This is a genomic window from Hymenobacter sp. HSC-4F20 (genome assembly GCF_019599275.1).
GTDB lineage: Bacteria > Bacteroidota > Bacteroidia > Cytophagales > Hymenobacteraceae > Hymenobacter.
In genome coordinates, this window is record NZ_JAHZTD010000001.1 from 1,762,258 (window position 1) to 1,788,685 (window position 26,428).

The 26,428-nt window shown below is 61.8% G+C and carries 24 protein-coding genes and 1 tRNA gene; 8 read left to right on the forward strand and 17 right to left on the reverse strand.

The genetic code is table 11. The features are described 5' to 3' along the window. The first annotated feature begins 142 nt into the window (after positions 1–142). The gene (locus K3G63_RS07580; RefSeq protein WP_220613446.1) at positions 143–436 is read left to right on the forward strand and encodes a hypothetical protein; all 294 of its coding nucleotides are present in this window, start codon (positions 143–145) and stop codon (positions 434–436) included. Between the two features lie 243 nt (positions 437–679). On the opposite strand, the gene K3G63_RS07585 is transcribed toward K3G63_RS07580, so the two are convergent. The 7 genes from K3G63_RS07585 to K3G63_RS07615 form a co-directional block, all read right to left on the reverse strand. Beyond that, positions 680–1,384 (reverse strand): RibD family protein, encoded by a 705-nt coding sequence (locus tag K3G63_RS07585; RefSeq protein ID WP_220613447.1) that lies wholly within the window; start codon positions 1,382–1,384, stop codon positions 680–682. A 536-nt stretch (positions 1,385–1,920) separates the two neighbouring features. Further along, the gene (locus tag K3G63_RS07590) at positions 1,921–2,484 is read right to left on the reverse strand and encodes a hypothetical protein (protein WP_220613448.1); all 564 of its coding nucleotides are present in this window, start codon (positions 2,482–2,484) and stop codon (positions 1,921–1,923) included. A gap of 254 nt (positions 2,485–2,738) precedes the next feature. Next, positions 2,739–2,826 (reverse strand) — tRNA-Ser (locus K3G63_RS07595). 69 nt (positions 2,827–2,895) lie between these two features. After that, positions 2,896–3,951 (reverse strand): asparaginase, encoded by a 1,056-nt coding sequence (locus tag K3G63_RS07600; RefSeq protein ID WP_259404300.1) that lies wholly within the window; start codon positions 3,949–3,951, stop codon positions 2,896–2,898. Between the two features lie 314 nt (positions 3,952–4,265). After that, positions 4,266–5,042 carry a TatD family hydrolase gene (locus K3G63_RS07605; protein ID WP_220613449.1) on the reverse strand — a complete coding sequence of 259 codons (777 nt, stop codon included), beginning with the start codon at positions 5,040–5,042 and terminating at the stop codon, positions 4,266–4,268. 50 nt (positions 5,043–5,092) lie between these two features. Then, the gene (locus tag K3G63_RS07610; protein WP_220613450.1) at positions 5,093–6,550 is read right to left on the reverse strand and encodes an O-antigen ligase; all 1,458 of its coding nucleotides are present in this window, start codon (positions 6,548–6,550) and stop codon (positions 5,093–5,095) included. Next, positions 6,547–7,626, reverse strand: a complete 1,080-nt coding sequence (locus K3G63_RS07615) for a hypothetical protein (RefSeq protein WP_220613451.1) — start codon at positions 7,624–7,626, stop codon at positions 6,547–6,549. The genes K3G63_RS07610 and K3G63_RS07615 overlap by 4 nt, the downstream gene beginning before the upstream one ends. A gap of 141 nt (positions 7,627–7,767) precedes the next feature. Between K3G63_RS07615 and K3G63_RS07620 the strand changes: the two genes are divergently transcribed. From K3G63_RS07620 to K3G63_RS07640, 5 genes are all read left to right on the forward strand, one after another. Further along, complete coding sequence (locus tag K3G63_RS07620) at positions 7,768–9,258, forward strand: oligosaccharide flippase family protein (protein ID WP_220613452.1); 1,491 nt, start codon at positions 7,768–7,770, stop codon at positions 9,256–9,258. Positions 9,259–9,332: 74 nt separating this feature from the next. After that, positions 9,333–10,460: a glycosyltransferase family 1 protein gene (locus tag K3G63_RS07625; protein ID WP_220613453.1), complete on the forward strand. Its 1,128-nt coding sequence runs from the start codon at positions 9,333–9,335 to the stop codon at positions 10,458–10,460. Between the two features lie 68 nt (positions 10,461–10,528). After that, positions 10,529–11,158 carry a polysaccharide deacetylase family protein gene (locus K3G63_RS07630; protein ID WP_259404301.1) on the forward strand — a complete coding sequence of 210 codons (630 nt, stop codon included), beginning with the start codon at positions 10,529–10,531 and terminating at the stop codon, positions 11,156–11,158. An 8-nt stretch (positions 11,159–11,166) separates the two neighbouring features. Next, positions 11,167–12,270 carry a glycosyltransferase gene (locus tag K3G63_RS07635; protein ID WP_220613454.1) on the forward strand — a complete coding sequence of 368 codons (1,104 nt, stop codon included), beginning with the start codon at positions 11,167–11,169 and terminating at the stop codon, positions 12,268–12,270. A 231-nt stretch (positions 12,271–12,501) separates the two neighbouring features. Next, positions 12,502–14,781, forward strand: a complete 2,280-nt coding sequence (locus K3G63_RS07640) for a glycoside hydrolase family 3 C-terminal domain-containing protein (RefSeq protein WP_220613455.1) — start codon at positions 12,502–12,504, stop codon at positions 14,779–14,781. 110 nt (positions 14,782–14,891) lie between these two features. Here the strand turns inward: K3G63_RS07640 and K3G63_RS07645 are convergent, their stop codons facing one another. The 6 genes from K3G63_RS07645 to K3G63_RS07670 all read right to left on the reverse strand — a co-directional run bounded on the left by K3G63_RS07645 (position 14,892) and on the right by K3G63_RS07670 (position 20,827). Beyond that, positions 14,892–16,124 (reverse strand): PP2C family protein-serine/threonine phosphatase, encoded by a 1,233-nt coding sequence (locus K3G63_RS07645; protein WP_220613456.1) that lies wholly within the window; start codon positions 16,122–16,124, stop codon positions 14,892–14,894. A gap of 113 nt (positions 16,125–16,237) precedes the next feature. After that, entirely contained in the window at positions 16,238–17,419 is a 1,182-nt protein-coding gene (locus K3G63_RS07650) for an ABC transporter permease (RefSeq protein ID WP_310794568.1), read from the reverse strand. A 2-nt stretch (positions 17,420–17,421) separates the two neighbouring features. Continuing rightward, entirely contained in the window at positions 17,422–17,805 is a 384-nt protein-coding gene (locus K3G63_RS07655; protein WP_259404302.1) for an ArsR family transcriptional regulator, read from the reverse strand. A gap of 240 nt (positions 17,806–18,045) precedes the next feature. Next, complete coding sequence (locus K3G63_RS07660; RefSeq protein ID WP_220613457.1) at positions 18,046–18,270, reverse strand: cytochrome c; 225 nt, start codon at positions 18,268–18,270, stop codon at positions 18,046–18,048. Positions 18,271–18,575: 305 nt separating this feature from the next. Continuing rightward, positions 18,576–19,715: a glycosyltransferase gene (locus K3G63_RS07665; RefSeq protein WP_220613458.1), complete on the reverse strand. Its 1,140-nt coding sequence runs from the start codon at positions 19,713–19,715 to the stop codon at positions 18,576–18,578. 62 nt (positions 19,716–19,777) lie between these two features. Further along, positions 19,778–20,827 (reverse strand): lysylphosphatidylglycerol synthase transmembrane domain-containing protein, encoded by a 1,050-nt coding sequence (locus K3G63_RS07670; RefSeq protein ID WP_220613459.1) that lies wholly within the window; start codon positions 20,825–20,827, stop codon positions 19,778–19,780. Positions 20,828–20,913: 86 nt separating this feature from the next. On the opposite strand from K3G63_RS07670, the gene ruvC reads away from it, so the two are divergent. Continuing rightward, positions 20,914–21,546 (forward strand): crossover junction endodeoxyribonuclease RuvC, encoded by a 633-nt coding sequence (gene ruvC, locus K3G63_RS07675; protein ID WP_220613460.1) that lies wholly within the window; start codon positions 20,914–20,916, stop codon positions 21,544–21,546. Positions 21,547–21,689: 143 nt separating this feature from the next. Here the strand turns inward: ruvC and K3G63_RS07680 are convergent, their stop codons facing one another. Next, positions 21,690–22,244: a hypothetical protein gene (locus tag K3G63_RS07680; protein ID WP_220613461.1), complete on the reverse strand. Its 555-nt coding sequence runs from the start codon at positions 22,242–22,244 to the stop codon at positions 21,690–21,692. A 279-nt stretch (positions 22,245–22,523) separates the two neighbouring features. Here K3G63_RS07680 and K3G63_RS07685 point away from each other — a divergent pair, with 279 nt between their 5' ends. Continuing rightward, a complete protein-coding gene (locus tag K3G63_RS07685) occupies positions 22,524–22,742 on the forward strand; it encodes a KTSC domain-containing protein (protein ID WP_220613462.1) in 219 nt (72 codons plus the stop codon). 11 nt (positions 22,743–22,753) lie between these two features. Here the strand turns inward: K3G63_RS07685 and K3G63_RS07690 are convergent, their stop codons facing one another. The 3 genes from K3G63_RS07690 to hutI all read right to left on the reverse strand — a co-directional run bounded on the left by K3G63_RS07690 (position 22,754) and on the right by hutI (position 26,195). Continuing rightward, positions 22,754–23,827 (reverse strand): tetratricopeptide repeat protein, encoded by a 1,074-nt coding sequence (locus K3G63_RS07690; protein WP_220613463.1) that lies wholly within the window; start codon positions 23,825–23,827, stop codon positions 22,754–22,756. A 54-nt stretch (positions 23,828–23,881) separates the two neighbouring features. Further along, a complete protein-coding gene (locus K3G63_RS07695; RefSeq protein ID WP_220613464.1) occupies positions 23,882–24,679 on the reverse strand; it encodes a PhzF family phenazine biosynthesis protein in 798 nt (265 codons plus the stop codon). Between the two features lie 250 nt (positions 24,680–24,929). Then, positions 24,930–26,195, reverse strand: coding sequence for an imidazolonepropionase (gene hutI, locus K3G63_RS07700; RefSeq protein WP_220613465.1), 1,266 nt, complete (start codon positions 26,193–26,195; stop codon positions 24,930–24,932). Between the last annotated feature and the right edge of the window lie 233 nt (positions 26,196–26,428).

Below are 26,428 nucleotides of genomic sequence, written 5' to 3' on the forward strand. Positions count from 1 at the left end.
ACTGGCCTACCCCTATTACGCCGATGACGTTGGCAGGGCGCCTTGCTACTTGCCGGGCTTACCTAATCCTTTCTATTCACGATGCTACGTACTCGGTTCTGCGTCTTCCAACGGGTAGTGTTACTGCCTTATCTTTGCCGCCATGAAACCGCCGCTATTCCACATCGGGCAGGAAGTTATCTGCACCAACGACGACTTTACCCTGCTGCTGGTCCAGAACCCCAACATCCAAACGCCCAAGCGCGGGCCCATTTACACTGTACGCGGCATTTACGATACCCACCGCGGCTACGGCATCACCCTCCACGAAATCAATAATGCCGAGGTAGCCCCCGGCTTCCCCGAAGCCAATTTCCACGAGTCGCGCTTTGCGCCGGTGCCCCCGCTGGAAGAAATCAGCATTGGCGAGGCCATCGAAGAAAGCGTGACAGTGTGAGCAGACCCATTCTGTTTGGGCTTCTGGTTTGCAAAAAAGTATGCAAAAAGCCTCGTTCAGGAATCTGGACGGGGCTTTTTACGCGGTAGTCAGACAATGGCCGGACTCAGGGCAAAACAGAAGCTCTACCTGCGGAACCGCCCTTTCGGCCAAGTCGCACAAAGGCACCCGTCGGAACGGCTCAGCGTATTTCCTCCTGCCCGGCCGGTCTGGCTCTGACGCCCGAGAAGGCAGCTACTGCTTTTAGGCCGCCTTGAAATTATATTTCAGCCACACTACGTCGTTATCGAGTTGCTGCACTGCGGATAGGTACAAACGTGTAGCCGGGCCTTTGCGCAGGTAGTCGCTCACCTCAAACGTGGTCGGCGACTGCAGCGTACCGTCGGCAATAGGTAGCAGCAGCAGGCTCAACTCGTCAATCAGCCCTGCGTTGAGCAAGGAACCATTTAGGTGGCCACCACCCTCGAGCATGAGCGTTTTAATGGGAAACAGGGCCGCCAACTGTTCCAGCGCGGCATTAAAATCTATTTCCTCCGCGCCCGCAAAGAGGTAGGAAATGCGTTGGCGCTGCAGATAGTACAGGTAGTCGTCGCTAACCTGCTCGGTCAGAACCTCCACGATATGGTCGCCGCCGGTGGTGTTGGCATCCCAGCCAAGCCGGCCGTGCGCATCCACGGCTACGGCAAAGGAAGTGGCATTGGCATCCCCAATAAAGGCCTCACGGGCAATAGGCTGCGGGGCGGGTTGCAGGTCGGGCTGCACACCGCCGGAAAAGTCTCGCTCCATTGTCACGCGCCCACACATCCAGGCTTGGCTGGTAAAGGTTTCGTGGTACTGCTCGAAGTAGCCGGCAAAGGTGTCGGTCAGCTCTTGGTTCTTCCAGTTAGCAGACAGAATCTTTCCGTCCACCGAGGACATCATGTGGCAAATTACGTGGGGTCGTTTCATAGTAGGCCTTCAACGGAAATTACGCCGTTAGGATATTTACCAGAAGTGCCCGTCTGAAAAGTTGTTTTCACCTAGCGGAACGTCATGCAGAGGCGAAGAATCTGGCCGCGGGGAAGAAGACGCGGGATTGAGCCCGCCGCTGGGCCTGACCGCCTCATTTGGCCTTACGCGGCTGGCAGGAACGGGAGAGGCACGAACTGCAACTGCAGGCATACCAGCAACAGAAGTGCGCTGCCAAAGGCCAATCTAACCAGATAACAGCTCAAACCCACGAACTGATTGCCGGTGTGCCAGGAGCCATTGAAACCGATCTGCTCCAGGCCAAACTGGAAGCCCTCGACGGAAAGGATTTCATAGCTGCCTACAGGAAGCAGGCGGAGTTTGTACCTGCAAGCTGCAACACACCGCCCTGACTGTTGCTGACGAGCAGGAAACCGGCCGCATCAACGTAACCCTGCATATTGGCGGTACCCTGGAGCAACGGAAGCGCAACGCCCACCACGCCCGTAAATCATTGGGTAGCAGTAAATAACTACCTACTGCTTTGCCTCTTTCTCTGATTCCAAACTAATTGATTCAAAGAAGGTATTACGCGGCTCTTTGTTCTTCTGACTTTTTACGTTAGACGGGGTGAAGTGGAAAGCGTAGGCTATTTTACCCACTAACAGCATCCGAACATATTTTATATGAACCTGACTTTTATCAGCTACAGGTACCTTATAGGTAAGTTCTATCCCCTCTACCCCCGAGACTGAAAATTTAGATTGTTTCAGCAACTCTCCCTTCTCGGTGCTAAGCCAGCCGATTGGGGCAGCTTGATAGTATTCTCTCCGTCCTACTGGCGTCAAATAGTTGTCTGATTCATGGGTCATATCATCCCGTATAATTGTATACTGGCCGGATCCATCCTGTAGAGTGAAGGCGCGGATGTGCTGCTCAAAATCAACCTCCTTGGTATTTATTTCCCTTGTCTCCGGCGTGCCGGGCAGCTGAACTGACAATTGGGTATCAATAGGATACCTTATCCATTTGTCTGAGACAAACGAACTCAGGAAAAAGAAGGCAAACAGAATGCTGCCGCTAAGATGAAATACTTTCATAGGGTAAATGTATTGAGATTCCTCCCTGGTTAGAATTGTCAATATCCAGAATTCAGAAAACGAAAAGGGCCGCTGCAACACATGATGCGGCGGCCCTTGTCCGTAGGTAGGAGCTGGCAACTACTTACCCAACGGGGAAAACTAAAGATAACTAGCCGGTGCAAAAAGGCGCCTAGCGTGACCATATGGTGTACCCCTACGCGTACCCTTAAAAAGCAAACAGCCCGTTTCTGAATCAGAAACGGGCTGTGGTGCAGAGAGGAAGGGATTCGAACCCTCGATGAGCTTGAGACCCATACACACTTTCCAGGCGTGCTCCTTCGACCACTCGGACACCTCTCTAAGATGCGGGGAAGTGGCGCAAAATAACATCCGATTTTCGGAATACGCAAGCCCCGGCGCCCCCGAGGGTCAGATTATCGTGATTTCGCCGCGCAGGTCCTGGGTAAGCAGGCGCCTGGTTTCGGCGGGGTTCTGCCTGAGGCCCAGCACAAACATGAGTTTGGCAATGGCCGCTTCTACCGTAATATCATCCCCACCAAGCACGCCTAACTCACGAAAATAAGCGCTGGTTTCGTAGCGGCCCTGCAGTACGCGGCCCTCTTCGCATTGGCTGACGTTGAGCAGATGTACGCCCCGGTCGGTAGCCTCGCGCAGGCACCTGAGAAACCAGGGGGCCGTGGGCGCATTGCCTGAGCCGTAGGTTTCCAGCACGCAGCCCCGCAGTTCCTCGGCGTCGAGCTGGGCGCGCATCATGCGCTCGGTCAGGCCCGGAAACAGGCGCAGAATGGTGACCTGATCATCGAGGCGCTGGTGGGCGTGCAGTGGGGCGGAAGGCAGGCGCCGGATCTGCTTGTCATTGAAATCCAGCTCAATACCGGCCCGGGCCAGGGGCGGGTAGTTTTCGGACCGGAACGCATTGTACTGCTGGCTTTCTACCTTTTTGGCCCGGTTGCCCCGAATCAGCAGGTCGTTGAAAAATACGCACACCTCCGGCACCCGCACTGCCCCGGCCATGGGGTGGCGGGCGGCGGCCATTTCCAGGGCTGTTACCAAGTTACGGCGGGCATCGGTGCGGATGCGGCCTACCGGCACTTGAGCGCCGGTAAATACTACCGCCTTGCCCAGGTTTTCGAGTAGGAAGCTGAGGGCCGCCGCCGAGTAGGCCATAGTATCGGTGCCGTGCAGCACCACAAAGCCGTCGTAGCGAGCATAGTTTTCCTCAATGAGGGCGGCCAGCCGAAGCCAGTCCTGCACTGTTACGTTGCTGGAGTCGATGGGCTCGCCCAAGTTGGTAACTTCCACGCGCATGTTCAGCTGGCGCAACTCGGGCATCTTCTTGCGGATCTGCTCGAAGTTCATCGGCACCAACTCGCCGCGGCGGTTGTAGGCCATCCCGACGGTACCGCCGGTGTAAATAACCAGAATGGCGGCTTCGGGGGCGGAGGGCAGGGTAGCAGGGGGCAACGGGAGGGTGGATTAGCGTGATACGAAACAGCCGGGGGTGGGCCGGCGCGGCGGCCAAGTTAGAAAAAGCGCAGCAGGCCACAGTAGTACCGGACCGAGAGTTGCCGCGGGTGTCGCTCCGGACTCTGCCGCCTTCGAACAGCGTCTCCCCTACTCGCTACCCTAGGCAACGCGCAAGAACTTTCTGCTTCGCCGCTGCCCTAGCCAGGCTGCCCGGGCAGCAGCGCTGGCCAACCAAGCAGAAAACAGCCCTTGGTGTGCCCCAGCCCCGGTGGGCGGCAGTTCCGTTCAACGCAGCTGGCCCTTGAGTCACACTATTTCGCTACCTCCCCGAACAGAGCCAAGGTATTGCGGGTGGTTGCTTCGGCTACTTCCTCGGGGTCTTGGCCCATAATTTCGGCTACGCGGTGAGCCACGAAGGGCAGGTAGGCTGGTTCATTGCGCTTGCCCCGGTAGGGCACTGGGGCCAGGTACGGGCAGTCGGTTTCGAGCAGCAGGTGCTCCAGCTCCAGGCCCGGCAGAACCTTGTCTAGACCGCCGTTTTTAAAGGTAGCTACGCCCCCGATGCCGAGCTTGAAACCTAGCCGGATTACTTCCTCGGCTTCCGCCCGGGTACCGGAAAAGCAGTGAAACACGCCCCGCAGCGAACCATCCTGAGCCGCCGTGATGATGTCGGCGGCTTCGCGGAAGGCCTCGCGGGTGTGCAGCACCAGGGGCAGGTTGTGCTGCTTGGCCAGGCTTACCTGAATGCGCAGGGCTTCCTGCTGCTCGGCCAGGTGGGTTTTGTCCCAATACAAATCAATACCGCACTCCCCTACCGCCGCGAAGGGCCGGCGGCTCAGCCAGGCTTCTACTTCGTAGAGTTCCTTCTCAAACTGCCGGGTAACGTGGCAAGGGTGCAGGCCCATCTGGGCAAAGCACTGCGAGGGGTACTTGGCTTCCACTTCCAGCATGGCGTCGATGCTGGTGTGGTCGATGTTGGGCATGAAGATGGTGCGGACTCCGGCCTCAAAGGCCCGGAGCAGCATGGCGTCCTGGTCGGGCTTGAATTGCTCGGAATAAACGTGCGCGTGCGAATCGGAGAGGTGCATGGCGCAAAGGTGGTAAAATTGCCCCTGACTAGCGCAGGCCCGCTGCCGCGCTAGTCAGGGGTGGGCAGGCCGTCCCGGCTCCAGGTTTCGACCCGGATGAGCAGAAAGAGGTTCACGAAAAAGAAGGAGCCAATTTTGTCTACCTCCACCAACTCATTGAGCAGCAAGTGGAAAAGAATAATCACGAAGCTCATGCCACAGGCCAGTAGCACGTAGCGGGGTTGGGTGCCGGGCTGGGTGCGGTGGTAGAGGTGCTCAAAGGTGAGTAAGGCCGCGCCCAGCAAAATCAGGAACAGCAGCAGCCCAGGAAAGCCCTGCTCGGCCAGCACCAGCAGAAAGTAGTTGTGAGTGGTAGATTTCTCCGGGTTCTCGCTCACGTAGGTGCGGAAGCTGCGCACGGTGTAGCGCTTGTATTCGGGGTAGAAGGTGCTCGGGCCGCTGCCCACCAGGGGCTTGGCCGCCGTCATGCGGCCGGCGGCCACCCAGCGGTACACCCGCTCCATGCCCGATACATCCTGGAGCTTATAGGTAGCCTCCAGGTGCTTGCTGAAGTTTTGCCCGTTGAACACCGTCTTCTCGAAGTCGGGGGCGTAGAGCATGTAGTTATTCTGACTCAGAAAATACGTGGCGCCGGCCACCAGCAGGGCTACCACCGCGGCCAGCAGCAGGCGCGTCTGGCGCAGGCGGGCTACGGCGTAGAACAGGCCCGCTACGGGCAACGACAGCACCGAAGCCCGGGTGTAGGAGGTAATCAGGCCGAAAAGCAGAATGCCCATGGCCACGCGCCAGCCCAGCCGGGCCGCCCCGCGGGTACTGCGGGCCCCGTACAGGCAAAAGGGCAGCAGCAGGGCCAGCACCGTGGCATAAATTACGTGGTTGCGGTAGAGCAGCTGCACGGCCTCGTTGATGGACTCGAAGCTAAAGCCGTGGGCCGCGTGGCGCACGGCCACAATCAGTACCGTCAGGCAGGCCCCGGCGGTGTAGATGCCGGCTACCCGCCACACGTCGGTGGGGCGGCGTAGCAGCAGCAAGGTTCCCAGCCCGAACGGCACCAGGTACCAGGTTTTGGCCAGCAGGTACTTAATGGACTTAGTGGTATCCACGGAAAATGCCGTGGACACGGCCGACCACAGCAGCATCAGCAGCAGAATAACTACCAATGGGTGCCGCAGCTCCCGACCCGCAATGGCAGCGGGCCGCATGAGTATGGTGGCCAGAACGCAGCCTGTGAGCACGAGCAGCAGGGGCTCCGAGGGCACATCCATGCTCAGGCCCCCGGGCAGGGCCAGCTCCCGCGAGAAAGCCAGCGTCAGGAAAAGCAGGTAGTAGAGCAGGCGCCACTCCGTGAGCAGGAGCAGCAGGCCTAGCCCGACCGCCAAGGGCAGCAGGGCTACGGGCGTACGCAGCAGCAGCATGGCCGCGCCCCCGCCCAGCAGTAGCGCCATCAGGCCCGCAAATATCCGCTGCTCCGGGGAGCGGGGAAGCCACTGGGCCAGGCGCTGGCTCATGAACCCAGCGGGGCTAGGGGCCGACGGGTGCGCCGCCACAGCTCTAGCAGCGTAATCACCACCACCGACAGAGCTAGGGTCAGGAATACCGAGCCCACCACAATCAGCCAGCGCACGGGCTTGCTTTTCTTGGTAGCGGGGTAGGCTTTCTGCACCAGGTACAAGGACGAAAGCCGGCCTTTCAGGGCTACATCAGCGGTTTCGTAGTCGCCACGGGCCTTCACCAGGCGGGCCTGTAAGTCGGTCATGCGCGAGGTAAACAGGTTCAATGAGTCCACGCCCTGAGTGTAGTCCTCTAGGTTGATGACGTTGCCCTGTTCGGCCTCGGTGAGCCCGCGCAAGGCGCGGCGCAGGCCGGCGACCTTACTGGCATCGGCCCCGCTACCCTCGGCTTTGCGCAGGTCGGTTTCCACCTTGATAATTTCGCGGGCCAGGTAGCGCGACTGTTGCTCCAGGCCGTAAATGCCGTAGCGGCGGCGGGCCCGCAGCAGCTGCTGACGGGAGCGTTCAAACTCATTGCCCAGAAACTCGTAGCGCTGGCGGTAGAGACCCAGCACGTTGCGGCGGTTTTCCAGGGTCAGCTGCTGGTTCACCGAGTCAATTACCTGCACGAGGGTGTTGGCAATGCGGGCGGCCAGCTGCTTGTCCTTGTCCTGGAAGGTCAGCTCAATAGCGTCGCGCTCATTGTGCACAATATCGAGGTTAGAGCTGAACTCCCGCAGGGCCTCGTCGTCGGCGGCGTCAGTACCGGGCTCCCCTACCTCGTAGTGGGCGTGCAGCTTGAACTTCTTGATTATCAATTCCGCCACGGGCTGCGACTGGCCAATGGTAATAATGCGGTCCAGATCTTCGGTGCGGCCACCTAGCTCCAGCTTGCTGCCTTCGGTGGCAATCCGGTCGGGGTCGGTGGTTTGGGGGTTGGTGGGAAAGAAAACCGCCGTAGACTTATAGATATTGGGCAGCACCAGGGCTACCACCGCGCTACTAATCAGGGCCAGCACCAGGGCCGTGCCCACTAGCTTTTTCCAACGGTTAATGATGGGCCACAGCCCTAGCAGCGAATACGACTCTGACATAATACGAGCAAGGCCGCCCGTCCGGAAGGGAAAGATAAGCGGGGGCGGCGAGCAAATATAGAGGAAAAATGGCCGCAGGATGCGCATATGGCGTGCCGCCGGGGGCGGCTTTTTCCCTAGTTTTGCACGCAACGGCCCTGCTTGCCCGCCCCACCCGGCCTGGTCCGGGGCACGGATTTTCTTTGCTTTAACCCCCACGGCATCAAACGCTTTTTAGGAAATATCAGCTTCGTGGTGCTGCTCAACCTACTGGTCAAGCCGGGTTGGGTGGTGCTGGAGAACGTAGTGCAGGACCGGCTGGGCCACGAGCAGTTCGGCACCTTCACGGCCCTGCTGACCCTGGCTACCATCATGGCAGCCGTGTCGGACGTGGGCACTACCCAGCTGACTACCAAGCGCCTAGCGGCTTCGCCAGGCTTTTTCCAGGAGTACTTCCCCACGCTGCTGCCCCTGCGCCTGGGGCTGGGCCTGGGGTTCTGGGTGGCTACGCTGGCCGTGGGCTGGGGCCTGGGCTACCGGGGCCACTGGCTGCTGCTGCTGGCCGTTACGGCCGGGGGGCTACTGCTGACCCAGTACATCCTGTTTCTGCGCGGAGTGCTGCAGGCCCACCAGCGCTTCAATACTGACGCGGTACTATCGGTGCTGGAGCGGCTGCTGCTGCTAGCTCTGGTGCTGGCCCTGCTGCCGGTGGGCCTTAGCCTCGACCGGTACGTGGGGGCGCGCACGGTGGCCGTGGGGTTCACGTTTCTGCTGCTGGGGGTCCTGATCCGGCGCTTCTACGGCCGGGTGGCCCTGCGCCCCCAGTGGGAGCATGCCCGCCAGGTACTGCTTGAAAGTTTGCCCCTGGCCCTGATTACGCTGGTTTACGGCCTGAATGAGCGCATCGACATGCTGATGCTAGAGCGGCTCGTGTCGGGCAAGGAGGCCAGCTACTACGCCGCGGCCTACCGCTGGGTTGATGCCGTGATGATGTACCTCTGGACGGTGCTGCCCCTGTTTTTTGCCCGGTTTGCCCGCGCCACGGGCCGCCCCGCCGAGCAGCAGGAGCTGCTCTGGTTTGGCCAGCGTGTCGTCACGGTACCGCTGCTGTTCGTGGTGGGTTTCGGGCTGTTTCGGGGCGAGCTGCTGTTCTTTCAGTTTGCGCACAGCACGCCCGCCGAGGTAGCCCGCATGACCCAGTGCCTGCAGCTGCTGTTTCTGAACGTGCTGGTGCACGCCTTCTTTGCCATCTACAGCACCCTGCTTACCAGCACCGACCACGAAAAGCCGGTTTCCTGGCTCGTGACGGGCAGCATTGCCGTGAACGTGGGCCTGAACTTTCTGCTCATGCCCCGCTACGGCGCCCTGGCCGGCGCGGCCAATACCCTGCTCTGCGCCGTGCTGGTGTCGGGCGGCTACCTATGGCTAGTGCCCCGCCGCACGGGCGTGCAGCCGCCCTGGAGTATGCTGCTCCGGCTGGCGTTGGTGTTCGGGGGCCTGTGCTGCGGCTGGTACGCGCTGCTCACTTACGCCGGCCTGCCCTGGTGGCTGGAAGCAGGCCTGGCGGGCGGGTGGCTGCTCGTACTGGTAGTCGGGCTGGGAGTAGTGAAACTTTCGGAACTTCAGCACCTGCGCCGGCCACCCGCAGCGTAGCCAGCCGACGCAAATCGGCTGATTGCCTTTCTCTTCGGGAAGCCTCTCTTTCTGCACTTCACCAGCTCACCCCCTTGGAAATAGCCGTCAACGTCCGCTTTCTGCTCCCCGGCGACAAGCTGGAAGGCATTGGGCGCTTCACGCTGGAAACGCTGCGCTGCCTGGTGCGGCAGCACCCGGAGCACACCTTCCACTTCCTCTTCGACCGGGCTTTCGACGAGCGGTACGTATTGGGGCCCAACGTGGTGCCCCACGTGCTGGCCCCGCCGGCCCGGCACCCGCTGCTGTGGCTGGCCTGGTTTGAGGGCGCCGTGGCCCAGTGGCTGCGCCGCCACCGCCCCGCCGTGTTCCTCAGCCCCGACGGCTTTACCACCCTGCGCACCCGCGTGCCCCGGGTCACGGTGTTTCACGATTTGGCCTTCGAGCATTTCCCTCAGGACGTGGGCCGGCTGGTGCTGCGCTACTACCAGTACTTTACGCCCCGTTACGTGCGGGCCTCGCAGCGGGTGGTAACTGTATCGGAGGCAACGCGCCAGGATATTGTGCAGACGTACGGCGCGGCGCCCGACTCGATAAGCGTGGTGTACAACGCCGCCGACCGCCATTTCCGGCCCCAGCCCGCGGCGGTGCAGGAGGCCACCCGGGCGCGCTTTAGCGCCGGCCGGCCCTACTTTCTGTTTGTGGGAGCCCTGCAACCGCGCAAGAACCTGGTGCACCTGCTGCGCGCCTTCGACGAGTTTAAAACCGCCACCCAGGCGCCCACCAAGCTCCTGATTGTGGGCCGCACCGCCTGGAAAGCCGGGCCCATCTTCGACGTGTACCAGCAGCTGCGCCACCGCCACGACGTGCACCTGACCGGCCGCGTGACCGACGCCGAACTGGCGGAGCTGTACGCCGCCGCCCTGGCCACCTGCTACGTGCCCTACTTCGAGGGCTTCGGCATTCCCGTCATCGAGGCCCAGGCCTGCGGCTCGCCCGTCATTACCTCCAACTGCAGCTCCCTGCCCGAGGTAGCGGGCGGGGCCGCCCACCTCGTCGACCCGTTTTCGGTGGCGTCCATTGCGGCGGGACTAGGGGCAGTGCAGGCCTCCGAGAGCTACCGGGCCGAGCTAACGGCGCGCGGACTCCGCAACACCGAGCGGTTTTCGTGGGAGGAAAGTGCTAGCCGGCTGTGGCTGGAAATCGAAGCATGTGTGGCCTAAGCCGTAGCTTGCGGGCAGGTAAGGCCCCCGGTGCCCTGCCCTAGCCCGTTTCTTTGCCTTTTGCTTTCATGCATCTACACCGAATGCCCGGCCTGGTACGGCAGCTGTTCCCGGAGTGCCGCTGGCAGATGCCGGCCACCACGCCGCCGACCCTCTACCTCACCTTCGACGACGGCCCCATCCCGGAGGAAACGCCGTTTGTGGTGGAGCAGCTGGCCCGGTTTAATGCCAAGGGCACCTTTTTTTGCGTGGGCGACAACCTGCGCCGCCACCCCACCGTGGCCCGGCTGGTGCTTGAGGCCGGGCACCGACTGGCCAACCACACCTACCACCATATCAGCGGCTGGAGCCACCCACGCGCCCACTACCTCCGCGACGTGGCCCAGTGCCAGGAGCTGCTCAGTGCCTTGCAGCCCGAGGCCCGCCCCTTACTGCGCCCGCCCTACGGCCGTATTACCCCACCCCTGGCCCGGGAGCTGAACCGCACCCACCAGCTGATTATGTGGGACATACTCACCTGCGACTACGACCCGGATTTCGCCCCTGAAGCCTGCCTGGCTACGGCCCTGCGCCTGTCGCGGCCGGGCTCCATTGTAGTGTTTCATGACAGCTTGAAAGCCAGCCGCAACCTGCGCTACGTGCTGCCCCGCTACCTGGAGCATTTTGCCGAGCGCGGCTACCAGTTCGCCGCCTTATAAGCCCGGGGATGAGCATCTTACTTTTGCTGTATTTGCTGACCTGGGGGGGGCTGCTGGCCCTGGCCGTGGCCCTGCTGGCACGCCGCGCCGGCCCCACGCCCAGCCCGTCGCCTACCCCTCTGCCCCGGGTCAGCATTCTTATTGCCGCCCGCAACGAAGAAGCGGCCATTGCCCGCTGCCTCGGGGCCATCCGGGCCCTGGACTACCCCCCGGCGCTGGTGGAAGTGTTGCTCGGCGACGACGGCTCCACGGACCGCACCGCCGCCGTGGCCGCGGCTGCCATGCAGGGCTACGAGGGCTCGTTTCGGGTGATACCTATCCGAGATACGCTCGGGCAGGCCCGGGGCAAGGCCAACGTGCTGGCCCACCTGGCCCGCGCCGCTACCACCAACTATTTCTTTATTACCGACGCTGACATTGCCGTGCCCTCCACCTGGGTATCGGGCCTGCTAGCCTACGCCCGGCCGGACGTGGGCATCGTCACGGGCCTGACGCTGGTTACCGGGCCCCGGCTGTTCCACCGCCTGCAGGGCCTCGACTGGCTGATGTCGCTGGGTTTGGTGCAGGTAGTGACGGATTTGGGCCGGCCCGTGACGGCTATGGGCAACAATATGCTCATCACGCGCGCCGCCTACGAGGCCACGGGCGGCTACGAGGCCCTGCCGTTTTCCGTCACCGAGGACTTCGAGCTGTTCCGGGCCGTGCTGGGCCGCGGCTACCACTCCCGCAACCTGTTTCGCCCCGAGGTGCTGGCCGAGTCGCTGCCCATGTACAACTGGCGCGGGCTGCTGCACCAGCGGCGGCGGTGGCTGCGTGGGGTGGAGCAGCTACCGGGCTGGCTGAAACTGTGCCTGGCCGTGTACGGCTCGTTTCCGCTGGTGCTGGCAGGGTTGGCCCTGACGGGGCAGGTAGAGCTGGCCCTGGGAGCCTGGCTGGGAAAGCTGCTGCTGCAGGGACTGCTGGCAGCCGTGTGCTTTCGGCGGGTGGGGCGCCGCCCCCCGCTGGAGTTGCTACCCCTGTTCGAGGTGTATACTTTGGTTCTGGCCGCTAGCCTCGTGCTGTTCCGGCTGCTGCCGCTGTCCTTTACCTGGAAGGGCCGACAGTACCGCTAAAAGTTACTTGTTTTTTATCCGCCTGGGTTTAGCAGGGGAGCAGTAACGTGGGCCTGCCAAGGCCGGGGCACGTGTGCCGTAAGCGTATGCGCTAAGTTCGGAAACTAGGTTTGAAGCCTGGCAACCATATTCCGAACCTGGATTTTCCTACCCCCGTCCAATACCTTTGGCTACGCTCCGGGCCTGGCACCGGTCGGGAGCGGCCTGTTTTACCGCGTACTGCTTCCTGCTATGTCCCTGATTCCACCCTCGGCCCGGGCCCTGCTGATGGCCGCCCTGTTCTGCGCCACTAGCCCCCTGGCCTCCGCCCAAACGAAATCAACCTCTGCTACCACCCGCCCGGCCGCCGGTGCGGCGGCCAACGCCCAGCAGGCCCTGCTGGCCAACGAAGCCAAAATCGACCAGCTGCTGCGCCAGCTGACCCTGGAGGAGAAGATTGCCATGATTCACGCCAACTCGGCCTTCGCGGCTGGCGGCATCAAGCGGCTGGGCATTCCGGAGGTAATGACCTCCGACGGCCCCCACGGCGTACGCCCCGAGCAGGGCCGCGACTGGAAAGGCGTGAAAGATGCCAACGACGCGGGCACCTACCTGCCCACCGGCAACACCCTGGCTTCTACCTGGAACCCGGCCCTGGGCTACGCCTTCGGCTCGGTGCTGGGTAGCGAGGCCGCTTTCCGGGGCAAAGACATCATCCTGGGCCCCGGCATCAACATCATCCGCACGCCCCTGAACGGGCGCAACTTTGAGTACTTGAGCGAAGACCCCTACCTCATTTCGAAGATGGTGGTGGGCTACATCAAGGGGGTGCAGGACCAGGGCGTATCGGCCTGCGTGAAGCACTACGCGGCCAACAACCAGGAGGAGCACCGCAACGACGTGGACGTGTACATGAGCGAGCGGGCCCTGCGGGAGCTGTACCTGCCTGGGTTTAAGGCGGCCGTGCAGGAAGGCGGGGTGCACACGCTCATGGGCTCCTACAACAAGTTCCGGGGCACCTACGCCACCCACAACGCCTACCTCATGAACCAGGTGCTAAAGGGCGAGTGGGGCTTTAACGGGCTGGTGATTAGCGACTGGGGCTCGGTGCACGACACCCAGGAAGCCCTGCGCAACGGCACCGACCTGGAAATGGGCACCGACCTCTCCCTGATGTACGGCAGCGTAGACCAGACCGCCGGCGGGGGCAACTCCACGGCCAGCCTCTACGACCGGTTTTTCCTGGCCAACGCCGCCCTGGACGCCGTGAAGAAGGACAAGAGCCTGGAGCCCCTGCTCGACGATAAAGTGCGCCGCATCCTGCGGGTGATGTACAAAACCAACATGCTCGACGGGGCCAAGCGCAAAGCCGGCGCCTACAACACCCCCGAGCACCAGGCCACGGCCCGCAAAGTGGCCGAGGAGGGCATTGTGCTGCTGAAAAACGAGGGTAACTTCCTACCCCTGAAGAAGACGACCAAGACGTTTGCCGTCATCGGGGCCAACGCTACCCGCGAAAACGCCATGGGCGGCGGCAGCTCCCAGGTGAAAGCCAAGTACGAAATTACCCCGCTCCAGGGCCTGCAGAAGGCCCTCGGCTCCCAGGCCAAGATTACCTACGCCCCCGGCTACACCATTGCCCGCGGCCAGAAGGCTGATGCGCAGCTGATTCAGCAGGCGGTGGCTGCCGCCAAAGCCGCCGACGTGGCCATCATCGTGGGCGGCTCTACCCACGGCTACGACTACAGCAAGTGGAGCGACAACGCCTACGACGCCGAGGGCTTCGACAAGCCCGACATGAAGATGCCCTTCGGCCAGGACGAGCTGATTCAGGCCGTGCTCAAGGCCAACCCTAACACGGTGGTGGTGCTGATGGGCGGCGGCCCAATTGACGTTTCGGCCTGGGCCGGGCAGGCCAAGGGCATTGTGGAAGCTTGGTACCCCGGCATGGAGGGCGGCACGGCCTTGGCCCGCGTGCTCTTCGGCGACGTGAACCCTTCGGGCAAGCTGCCTATGACCTTCCCCGTGAAGCTGGAAGACTCGCCGGCCCACAAGCTGGGCGAGTACCCGAGCACCGCGGGCAACCCCCTGAAGCAAACCTACAAGGAGGACGTGTTCGTGGGCTACCGCTACTTCGACACCTATAAAGTAGCCCCGCAGTTCGCCTTCGGCCACGGCCTGAGCTACACCACCTTCGAGTACGGCAAGCTCACGGTGAAGCCTGGAACTCAAAGCGCCACGGTAACCCTGAGCGTGCGCAACACCGGCAAAGTGGCCGGCGCCGAGGTAGTGCAGCTCTACGTGCACGACGAGCAAGCCAGCGTGAAGCGCCCGGAAAAGGAGCTGAAAGCCTTCGAGAAAGTGTTCCTCAAACCTGGCGAAGCCAAAACCGTTACCCTGACCCTGGGGCCCGACGCTTTCCGCTACTACGACGAGGCTAAAAAGCAATGGGTGCTGGAGCCGGGCAAGTTCAGCCTGCTAGTGGGCAGTTCCTCCCGCGACATCCGTCAGCAGGGCGAAGTGAAACTGTAAGCCTGCGCGGCAGCTGATGAGTAAACAAACACCCCCTTACCGCCACGCTGGCAGTAAGGGGGTGTTTCAATGTATGCGGAGGGGTAGCAGTCCGCGGCTGTTCGCTTCTCCTATTTAAACCGGCAACTGAGAATGGTCACGTCGTCGGCGAAGCGGTTGCCGTGCAGGTTGTACTCCTCAATTTCGCGCAGCAGCTCTTTGTGCACCGTGGTAAGGGGGGCGTAGCGGTTGTGCCGCAGCACCCGCAGCACGCCTTCCTCCCCGAACTCATCCTGTTGGGCATCAAACACCTCCGTCAGGCCATCGGTGTAGGAAAACAGCAGGCTGCGCGGGGGCACCTGAATGCGGCCCACCTTGAGCATGGGCAGCTCGTCCATCACGCCCAGCATAATGGAGCCTTCCTTGAGCAGCACCACCGGGCCCGCATCGGGGATGAGCAGCGGGTCGTTGTGGCCGGCATTCACGTACTCCAGCTCCCGGGTAGCGCGGTTGTAGAGGCCGAAAAAGACGGTGATAAACTTGTCGCCGCCGGCGTTGCGGAAAATCAGGTTGTTCAGCTCCTGGGCCACGGTGCCCAGGTCGGCCTGCTGACGGAGCAGAGTGCGCAGCCCGGCCTGGAAGTTCGACATCAGCAGGGAGGCCGCCACGCCCTTGCCCGATACGTCGGCCACGCAGAACAGGAACCGGTCAGCGTCGAGGCTTACGACGTCGTAGTAGTCGCCGCCTACGGCGGTGTGGGGCACGTAGGAAGCGTGCACGGCCACGTGAGCATCGTTGGGCAGCTTGCGCGGGAAGAGCATGGTCTGCACCTCCTGGGCAATTTCAATTTCCTTGCGCATGGCCGCCGCTGCCACCCGCTGGCGGGCCAGGCGCCGGTTTTCAATGGCCCCAATAAGGATGTTGCTCAGGGTTTGCAGAAACTTGGTGGCTTCCTCACTGGCGTAGTCTTCGTGCACGTTGCCAATGAACACGTAGGCCAGCACGTCCCCGTTCTGCACCACCGGAATTACGGTTTCCAGGTGCTGCCACTCGCGCCCGAGGCCATCGAAGCTGGTGAGGGGGCAGGGCACGCTGGTACAGTTTTCCAGAATAACGGCCGGCAGAGCCACCTTGCGAAAATCGGACAGGCCTGCCCCGAAGGATACCATACACTGCCAGAGGCCTTCTTCCTTCACGTAGAGCACCAGCCGGCGGATGTTGAGCTGGCCGAGCAGAGTGAACTGAAAGATTTTGTAGAGGGCCGCCTCCGTGGGGTCCTGGTTGATGGCCTGGGTTATTTCCAGCAGGGCCCCCAGCTCACGCTCCTTCAGAAACAGGCGCTTTTCGGGAGTAATAGTTGGCATATGGTCGGAGAGAGAGGAATACGAAAGAAGGAAAAACATCCCGAAAGTACGACGCCGGCTTCCGACTCGAAACCTGAACCGGTTATTTCTACGTAGAGCCCTACTTTTTGGCGCTAGCTGAGGGGAGTTTTCGGGTCGTAGGCGTCGCGCAGACCGTTACCCAGCAGGTTGAAGCTCAGCACCAGCAGGCTAATCACCAGCCCCGGCAGCAACGTCAGCCAGAAGCCTGCCGTGGTGCCCAGCAACTGAAACCCTTCGTTCACCATCAGGCCCCAGGAGGGCGCGGGGGGCTGCACACCCAGACCCAGAAAGCTCAGACCGGCTTCCAGCAGAATAGCGGCGGCGAAGTTGCTGGTAGCCAGCACAATCAGCGGACCCGTCATGTTGGGCAGCAGGTGGCGCCAGATCAGGCGGTGTTGGGGCAGGCCCAATACCCGGCCGGCTTCCACAAAGGTTTTTTCGCGCAAGCTCAGCATCTGCCCCCGCACCACCCGGGCCACGTCCACCCACATGGTCAGGCCCACGGCCACGAAGGACGTCCAGACGCCCTTGCTGTCCAGGGCCAGGGAAATGGCAATGACCAGCATGATGCCCGGAATGCTCCACACCACCGTCATCAGCCCCAGCAGCAGGCTATCCACCCAGCCGCCCACGTAACCAGCCACGGCCCCGATGAGCATGCCCAGCACCACGGAAATCAGCACGGCTACCAGGCCAATGCCCAAGGACACGCGCGTGCCCAGCAGCAGGCGGCTCAGCTCGTCGCGGCCGGCTTTGTCGGTGCCCAGCCAGTAGGTACGTTGCCGGAGGTGGCCCTGCTCGATTTCGCGGCGCAGGGCCCCGGGCTCCCCGGGGTGGCCCACTACCTCGGCCAGGCTGTAGCGCTGGCCTTGGTCAGCGAGGGCGGAGTGGTTCTGGTAGGGCGTGGTGAGCAGGGAATCGGCCTGGAAGCGGTAGCCGCCAATGGGCACCTCCCGGAACTGCGGCACCTGCCCTCCGCCCCACGTGCCCAGCACGCCCCTACTCTCCGCGCGGGCCGAATCGGGTAGGGCCAGGCGCAGGATGGTAGCCCGAAAGCCGGGGGCCTCTTTCTGGAGCTGCACGAGGCCGTTGTTGGCATTGGGCGAGTTATCGGGCAGCACCCAGTAGCCCAGCAGAGCTACCAGGGTGCAGAGCACAATAAAGCCCAGCCCCAGCATGGCCGGCGTGTTACGCAGCAGGCGCTGACGGACGTAGTAGCCCGGCGGCCGGGCCGACGCCGCAGCCACGGGCGCCGGGGCAGTAGAAGCGGCCACGGCTAGCGGGAGTTGTGTTGAAGCAGGCCTTCCTTGGAAGCCAGAAAGTAACAGTCGCGCACGATGGCCCCGAAGGAGCTTTCCTCGAAGGCCAGCTCGGTGTCGGGGTCGGGCCAGAAGCTGCGCACCAGGTCCTGCTCCAGCAGGCTACGCAGGTGGCGCTCCAGCTCGGCGGGCGCCAGGCCAGTTTTGCGGCTCAAGTCAGCAAAGGAAGTGACGAAGTACAGTTCGTCGAGGATATCGAATTCGGCGTCGGTCACGAGAGAACAGCGGGTGGAGTGTGCCAGGCAAAGGTAGCGCGTGAAAGGATTAGGCGGGTAGCCCGGCGCAACGTCCTGGCCTGGAGAGTAGCTGAGCTGTTTATACCGGGCAGTTACAACGAGCATAGGAAGGGGGCAGGGTTAGCTGCAGGACGCTACTGCGCGCTTTTCCCTTGCGAAGAGCGGTAGCTGTATTCAGCAACTCCGCGCACAAAACGGACCGCTAAAAGCAGGAGAACCAGTTCACAATGACGCTACCCCTGCGGCATCATGATACGATGGTTGCTGCCCGTGATATTCAATGTAGGCCACAATAGCTTCAATTTCCTGCGTAGAAAGCTGGAAGCTGGGCATTTGCTGTTGCTGCTATTGGGTGAAGATTTTTACCGCGTACTCGTCGCCGCTAGCTACCATTTTGCTGGAGTTCTTTACCCACCGCGTAATCCAGGCAGCGGGCCGGCGCTTGGTAATGCCAGCCAGCGCCGGGCCTACTACCACATCGTTCACCGCGTGGCACTGGGCGCAGTTGCCTTTGAACAGGGCTTCGCCAGTGGCAACGGTTGCCGCAGCGGCCCCAGTGAGTTGAGGCAAAATCTGTTTTTCTTGTAGCTGCCGGCTGTCTTCTGAGAAATAGAGAGGACCTGCACAAACAGCAACTTCTTCAACGGCCGGCCCGGGTTCAAGCAAGCCGGTCATCGTCAGCACAACTACTCCCGCGGTACACACCAGTAGTGCCATACTCGCCGGAAACACCATCTCCAACCATATCTTATTCATATTGAAACAGAATTAAGTGGTAGATATATTGACGAGATAAGTACGCTTGCAACCTGACGAAATCCTAGCAAAACCTCGCTTTATATTCCGGCCAAATCTGCCGCAGCGCTGCCGGTCAGCTACGCAACCCTGGTGTGCCGCCCCTTCCACTCGTAGCGGCCGCGCAGACCCAGCAGGCCGGTCGCCAGGGCGTAGGGGCCATACGCTAGCTGCAGCACGGGCACCCACCACAGCCACGCGGGCCGCCCTAAAAACCCCAGCACGGGCCGCAGCAGCGCCACATCGGCCAGGAGCTTGAGGCTCCAGGCTCCCAGCACCCCTACCCCGGAAACTGTTCCGAGCAACCATAGCCCGGCTCCCACCGGAAAGGTGAGGTTGCTGAGCAGCACCAGCACGGCCAGGCGCTGCGGGGCCGTGGTTTGGTAGTGGCGCCACTTGCTGGCCCAGCGCACGCGCTGCCGCAGCAGCTGGCCTACGGTGGGTTGGGCGGCGGTGCGCACCACGGCATTCTCGTCGGCCAGGAAGCGGATGCTGCCGGGAAAGGCGGCGTGCAGCTTGTGCAGCAGAAACTCATCGTCGCCACTGGCTACCTGCTCGTTGCCGCGGTAGCCATCCACGGCAAAGAAGTCGGCGCGACGGTAGGCCAGGTTGGCGCCGTTGCACATGGTAGGGCGGCCCAGGCCAATGGAGGCGGCCCCTACCCCTACCAGCCCGGCCAGCTCCAGCCCCTGCAGGGTAGCCAGCCAGCCGCGCCCCGTGAGTAGCACCGGCCCGCTGATAAAGCGGGCCGCGGCATCCTGGCGTATCAGGCGGGCGTAGGCCTGCACCCAGCCGGCGGGCACCCGGCAGTCGGCGTCGGTGAGCAGCACCCACGGGGCGCGGGCCAAGTGAAGAGCGGCCTGCACGGCGGCTTTTTTGCCGGTGGGTGCCCCGGGCAACTCGGCCAGGCGCACCAGCCGGACCGGAAAAGGCAGTGCGGCGGCCGCCTGCTGCACTACCTGGGCCGTGGCATCGGTGGAATGGTCATCAACAATGATCAACTCTAGCCCAGCCGTTACACCCCGTTGCTGCTGTAGGTCGTGGAGTAGTCCGGGCAGGCTCGCAGCTTCGTTACGGGCGGCCACCACAATGGAAAAAACCGGCCCTGAGGCTTTCGGCCCCGCGTCTTCGCTACCTGACGGGCCACCTGCTGCGGAAGCCTGGGCGGCCGGGCCCCGGTGCGCCGCCAGCCGCCGCCACGCGCTACGAAACCGCAGCATCTGCCAGAAATACGCCCCGTTAATGCCAAGCAGCGCTAGGGCTGCTGCCGCTCCGGCCCCACTCATGGGGCGGCTACCGGCTCGGGCCGGCGGTTGGCACGCTTGCCCAGCACTTTCAGGCGCAGCACAAACAACAGACCAATGGCGCTGGGCACGGCAATATTAAGCACCCACAAGCTCAGGCTGGCGCTGAGCACGGGCAGCACCGGCTCGCCCAGCAAGCCAAACAGCTGGGTGGCCGACAGCTCCCGCACCCCTACGTCGGCCAGGGCATTCAGGGAAGGCACCAGCGACTTGAGCAGGAACGTGCCGGCCACGGCCGCCGCCGCCGGCCCCAGGGGGGCGCGCACGCCATAGGCGGCCAGTAGCAGCCCAAATTGCGCGCAGAATACCAGGTAGCGCAGGCTGGAAATCAGTAGTATGGCGGAGAGGGCGCGGGCCGGATAGGTGGGCATCACCGCCAGGAAGCGACTAAAGCGCCGCAGGGGCCGCACGGCCCGCACCGCCGCCACCAGCATCTGCGAGTAGTAGAGGGGTAAGAGCACGGCCACGTTCAGCAGTACGGTAGCCAGCACCACCCCGAGGCGGGCGGCCGGGTAGCCGGTCAGGTAAAACCGCAGCAGAAAGTACAGCAGCCCCACCGTGCCGGCCGCCACCGTGGCTACTAACTGGCAGTAGCGGCCCAGAAACACGGCCCCCAGCGCATCCAGCCGCCGGCTTTTCAGCTCGATGATGCGGCCCGCGTAGTCGCCTACCCGGTTGGGGGTCACGAAGCCCAGGGTGAGGCCCACCAGCACGGCCCGAAAGCTGCGCCGGAAGGAAACCGGCTCCAGGTGCCGGGCCAGGCGCCACCACTTCCAGGCTTCCAGTCCCCAGTTCAGAGGCATCAGCAGCAGGGCCAGCAGCACCGGACCGCGCCCTTCGCCGCTCAGGGTGCGCGTGAGCAGCCCCCGCCAGGCCGCGGCCGTCGCCTCATCGGCCACCACCGAGTGCCAGAGCAACCCCAGGGTGAGCAGGGAAATGAAAAGTTTGCCCAGCACCACCAGCCCCCGCCGCCGCGGTGCCCGTTCTTCCGGCTTTTGGACGTAGTTTTGTAGGTGGCGGGACGACAACAAGGCAGCGCAAGGGTTTACCTCGGCAAGTTACCGATGAAATTTACGCCGCGTTGCCTATCTTCTCGTCTGTTGCCCGTGCTCCTATGATTTTACCTCTTGCTTCCGCCGATCTGCTGCCAAAAGTTATCATGGGCGTCGACCCCGGCACCCAGATAATGGGCTACGCCGTGATTGAGGTGCAGGGTCAGCAGGTGACCGTGCTCCGCTACGACGTCATCGACATGAAGAAGCTCGGCACCAACCACGCCCTCAAGCTCAAGCGCATTCACGAGCGGATGGTGGAGCTGATTGACGAATTCCTGCCCGATGAACTGGCCATCGAAGCCCCCTTTTTCGGGGTGAACGTGCAGAGTATGCTCAAGCTGGGCCGGGCCCAGGGCGTGGCCATTGCCGCCTGCCTCTCCCGCCAGATTCCGTACGTAGAGTACGCGCCCACCAAAGTAAAACAGTCGGTAACGGGCTCGGGCAACGCCACCAAGGAGCAGGTAGCCCACATGCTGCGCCAGACCCTGAAGCTGCCCCCCATCGAAGAAGCCCCCAAGTTTCTTGACGCCACCGATGCCCTGGCCGTGGCCATGTGCCACCACTACCAGAAAGGCAACAACGTAAAAGCCGGCGGCAAAAGCTGGGGCAAATTCCTGGCCGACAATCCCGGCAAGCTAGCCGCACCCGTTGCAGGTAAAAAGGTAGCCGCGAAGAAGAAACCTGCCGCGTAGGGGTGCTAATGTTGCTTGTTGTGTAGAGCTGGGTATCTATTGATAAGCAAGCGTTTTGCTATCTACTTATTATAGTTTTACTTATATGACTAACAAATACGAGCGATGTTGACGGGGCCTTCGCACGAGTCGCATTCGTGTCCCTAATATTCTTTCTCCAACCAAATGCCAGTAACTGGCCTTAAGAGCAGGTTCTCACCAGGCTGCTTCTTGCCTGGACTTATAAAGCGAATATTTGGGAAAACCAGAACGGTATACCAATGCTCTCCATCACTGGAAATCTCCTGAACTGCTGGGAGAGAAGTGTCCTTTTTGTCAAAATCGATTGGGCCATACTGCGCAATCACATCGCTAAACCGGTGTTTACCGGGCTGTATGCCCCTGGCAGATGACACATTCGCGGTAGAGTCAAACGCAATCAGTGCTAACCCTTGACGCCACTTTGTGGTGGTGGTATTGATGTAGCAAATCAGCCCCTGCTTACGGTAGTGCATGGACACACCTGTCTCGCGCTTGATGCGAATGCAGTAGCCATCACGAGTCTTTCCAGTACCAACACTTACTATCTTTTTGGCCCGGTAACGGTTCCCCAGTTGTGCTTTGACTTGCTCAAGCGATGACTTCCTGAATTGAAGCCCTAGAAACATGCTGTCTCCTTGAATGACAGTTTGTCCCAGCACATGAGACACCGTCCCCATAAGGAGAAAGGTCAGTAGACTATATTTTATCATCCGATGATTGTATACATGGTAAAGGTAATGTCCTAAAAGCAGATGGTAACAGGGTGAGTAGAATGTAGATAAAAACTAGATACTGCCTGCTGAGTTTGTGTAGCCCCTGTCTAGTTTTCATCCCTTAACATAATCTCAGTTCTCGCTACACAAGCCATAGAATACTATTCTCTGGCCTAACTATTCGAATAACTATTTCTGTACTTTGCTAAGCACAAGGCTTATACTTTCATATCCTACCACGTTATGCAACGCTGCCCTATCCGCTCTTCCTCTCTTAAAGCCGTTGGCTACGATGCCGCTACCCTTACGCTGGAAATAGAGTACCGCCACGGCGGGCTGGTGCGCTATACGGGCGTGCCACCCACTATCTACGAGGCGCTGTTGCAGATGCCAGGTAAGGCTATGTTTGTGGAGCAGGTAGTAGAGCGCGGCGGCTACGGGCGCGAGCAAGTGCGCGGGTAGCCGCCGCTTTCCTATTTCGGCCAGGGGTAGGCCGCCGACCAGCTGCGCAGTTCTTCCAGGGTAGCCGTGTGGTTGGCCAGCCACTGCTGCACCTCCGGAGTACTGTTGGCGCGGGCGGCCTGAATGGAATAAGCCAAGGCGGGCAGATAGCCCTGCTTCTTGAGCTCCACAAAGTAGGGTACAACGTACTGCCAGGTGAAGCCATCCTGCTTTTTAGCCTGTAGCTCCTCCAGCACACTAATCAGCGCCTCCAGCTTCCGAATAAGCTGTTCACTGGGCGTTTTGTCCTTGTTTTCTTCGCTGTAGTCGAGGGCCCCGCTCATGCTCAGCAGCATATCAGCGGGGCCAAAGTTATCGGCGCGGCCTTTCTTACCGGCGTCTTTCAGCGTTTCCGGCGAAATGCTGATGGTAACGGCCTTTTCGCCGGTTTTCTCTACCCCCTGGCCCATCAGCTTATCGAAACGCGCCAGGGTAGCGGTGGCGCGCTGGCCGGTAGGCTCCACCTGCAACAGGCGGAGCATGGCCAGCAGGGCCGGCACCCGATTACCTTCCTGCTGCAGAAGCAGAGCCAGCGCGTTCAGCGAGTTGGCGTGCCCCGGCCGGCAGCGCACCGACTGCTGCATACTGGCAATGGCCTCGGCGGGCTGCTGCAGAGCCGTGGCCTGCGTCACGCCCAGGTTGAAGTACAGCGCACCGTCGTTGGGGTAGCGCTTCAGGCCATCCGTATACACTTTAGCGGCTTCCTTGGGCTTTTTCAGGCCATCAAGCGCGTTGCCGTAGGTGTTGTACAACGAGGAGGCAGGGTTTGCTTCCTGCTTGAGGAGCTGCTTGCATAGCTCCACTGCCTCGTCGTTGCGGTTAAGGGCATTGTAGGTCATGGCCAGCTCGTAGCGGGCGGTGGTGTTGGTAGCGTCCTGCTTCAGGGCCTCCTTATAGCGCAACACAGCCTCATCATACTTGCCCTGGTCGTAGAGCGCAACGCCCTGCCTTACCAGCTCCTGGCTACCAGCAGTTTGGGCCGAGGCCGATTGAATAGAAAAGCTGAGGCCCCAAGCCAGCACCAAACAGGCATATTGCTTAGACATACTGCGCATATGATACACGGAAAGCTGTTGGATTAGTACTACTGAATCAGAGCGTTACGCTCCTACCTCTATTTCGCCTTTTAAGTACGTCACGGCGTAGCCGCTCATCAGCACCCGCTCGCCGCGCAGCTCGCACCACAGGTCGCCGCCGCGGGCCGATACCTGGCGGGCGTGGAAGCTGGTTTTGCCTAGACGCTCGGCCCAGTAAGGTACCAGGGTGGTGTGGGCCGAGCCGGTTACCGGGTCCTCGGGCACGCCTACGCGAGGACCGAAAAAGCGCGAGACAAAGTCGATGCCCTCGGTGCCGGGGGCGGTAGCAATAACGGCGCGGTATTCCACGTTGGCCAAGTGGGTCATATCGGGGTGCAGGGCGCGTACTTCGGCCTCGGAGCCAAACACACACACCAGGTCAGGGCCGGCGTGGAGGCTCAGGGGCGTGGCGCGCAGGCCATCGAGCAGGCCGTTGGGGTGGGTGCTCAGGGGCTGGGGTGGCCGGGCCGGAAAGTCGAGAGTCAGGCGGCCTTCCGCGCCCTGGCTTACCCGCAAGGGGCCACTTTTGGAGTGAAACACAATTTCCGGTGCCTGAAAATTGAGGTGGCGGTACAGCACGTGGGCCGAAGCCAGCGTGGCGTGCCCACACAGCTCTACCTCCACAGCGGGCGTAAACCACCGGATTTCGTACTCATTGCTGGTTTTCGGCACGAAGAAGGCGGTTTCGGCCAGGTTATTTTCGGCGGCAATAGCCTGCATGGTTTCGGCGGGCAGCCACTCGGTGAGCGGGCACACGGCGGCGGGGTTACCAGCAAAGGGCCGGTCGGTGAAGGCATCAACCTGGTAGAGGGGTAGCAGCATAGCGGGAAGAAAGGCAAGAAGAAGGAACACGGAAACCAGTGTGGCGACGAAGCTACTATTTCAGGGGAAATTTCACGTTCCCTGGCCCCGCCGCCGGCCGCTATACGAGGTCCACTCGGCGCCCGCGCTGCGCTGCTGCCCGTCACTACCAGCCGGGGCAGATGGCACATGAGCCGCTGGCCGCAGTGCAGGCGGACGCAGCTTCGGCGCCCTTACGCCCGGGTAGCAGCGCAGAGCCCCCCGCGGGGTCTCAGGCGGACTGTAGCTGGCCGCCAATGATGACCTGCTGCACCGGGTTTTCGCCCAGCCAGTACGGGATTTCCTCAGCCGTAGGCACATTGAGTACCAGCAGGTCGGCGCGCTTGCCGCGTGCCAGGCTGCCGCACTCCTGCTGCTGCCCAATGGCCCAGGCGGCATTGCAGGTAACGGCGGCCAGAGCTTCCCGGGGCGTAAACCCCATTTTCAGGCAGGCTACCGACACGGCCAGCCAGAGGTTTTTGCTCGGGCAGGAACCGGGGTTGAAGTCGGTGCTGAGGGCCACGGGCAGGCCGGCTTCTATGAAGGCCCGACCGGGCGCATACTGCTCCTGACGCAGGAAAAGAGGCACTAGCGGCAACAGCACCGCCACTGTGCGCCCCCCGGAAACGGCTGCTACGCGGGCAGCTCCGGCCGGGCTCAGGTAGTCGCAATGGTCTATGCTAACGGCACCCAGCGCCGCGGCCATTTCGCAGCCGCCCAACTCGTGCAGCTGCTCGGCATGGATTTTCAGCCCGAAGCCCAGTTCCCGGGCCCGCGTGAGGTAGCGCCGCGCATCCGCTACCGAAAAAGCGCCCTGCTCGCAGAAGATATCCACGAAGGGAACCGCGGCGGGGTTTAGATGGGGCAGGACTTCCGTAGCCAGCATGTCCAGGTATTCGGTGGGGCGGCCGTGGTACTCGGGCCCGGGCACGTGGGCGCCCAGAAAGGTAGGCACTACCCGCACGGGCTGCTGTCGGCCCGCCGCCCGGGCTACCTCCAGCAGGCACAGTTCCGTTTCGGCGTCGAGGCCGTATCCGCTTTTAGCTTCCAGCGTAGTGACGCCATAGCGACGGAAGCCGGCCAGGTGATGCAACGCCCTGTCCAGCAGGGCCTCAGGGGTAGCAGCACGGGTGGCGCGCACGGTACTCAGGATGCCGCCGCCACCAGCCAGAATATCCAGGTACGATTCGCCTTGCAGCTTCCGCTGAAACTCCCCAGCCCGGTTGCCCCCGAACACCAGATGGGTGTGGCACTCCACCAGGCCCGGCAGCACTACCTGCCCGGCAGCGTCCACAAGGGTTGTGGCAGGCGTGAGCTGGGTGGTATCTAACTCCGCCATGGGGCCCAGCGCAACAATGCGGTCCTGCTCGCAGGCCACGTAGCCATTCGGAATGCTGTGCCAGTCGCGGAGGGCCCGCCCGCGCAGGGGCTCGTTCGGCCGACCGGTGTCCATGGTCAGCAGCTCACCGCAGTTGCGCACCAGAAGGGTGTAAGCCATAAGGGAAAAAGGCGGATGAAAGCCAAATATGCACCAAAACCTGAGTTCAGCCGCGCAAAACCCAGCGTACCACGTGGCGCGAGGACGAATTCCTAGGGAGCTAGACCGGCGGCAACCAGGGCTTATAATATTTAAAACCCTCTATATAAAGTACAAATTTATTTTGGGAAAGTGTATCCATTTCCGGGAAAAACAAGTTTATAGCGCCGTACTATAGTATCTTATTACAGGCT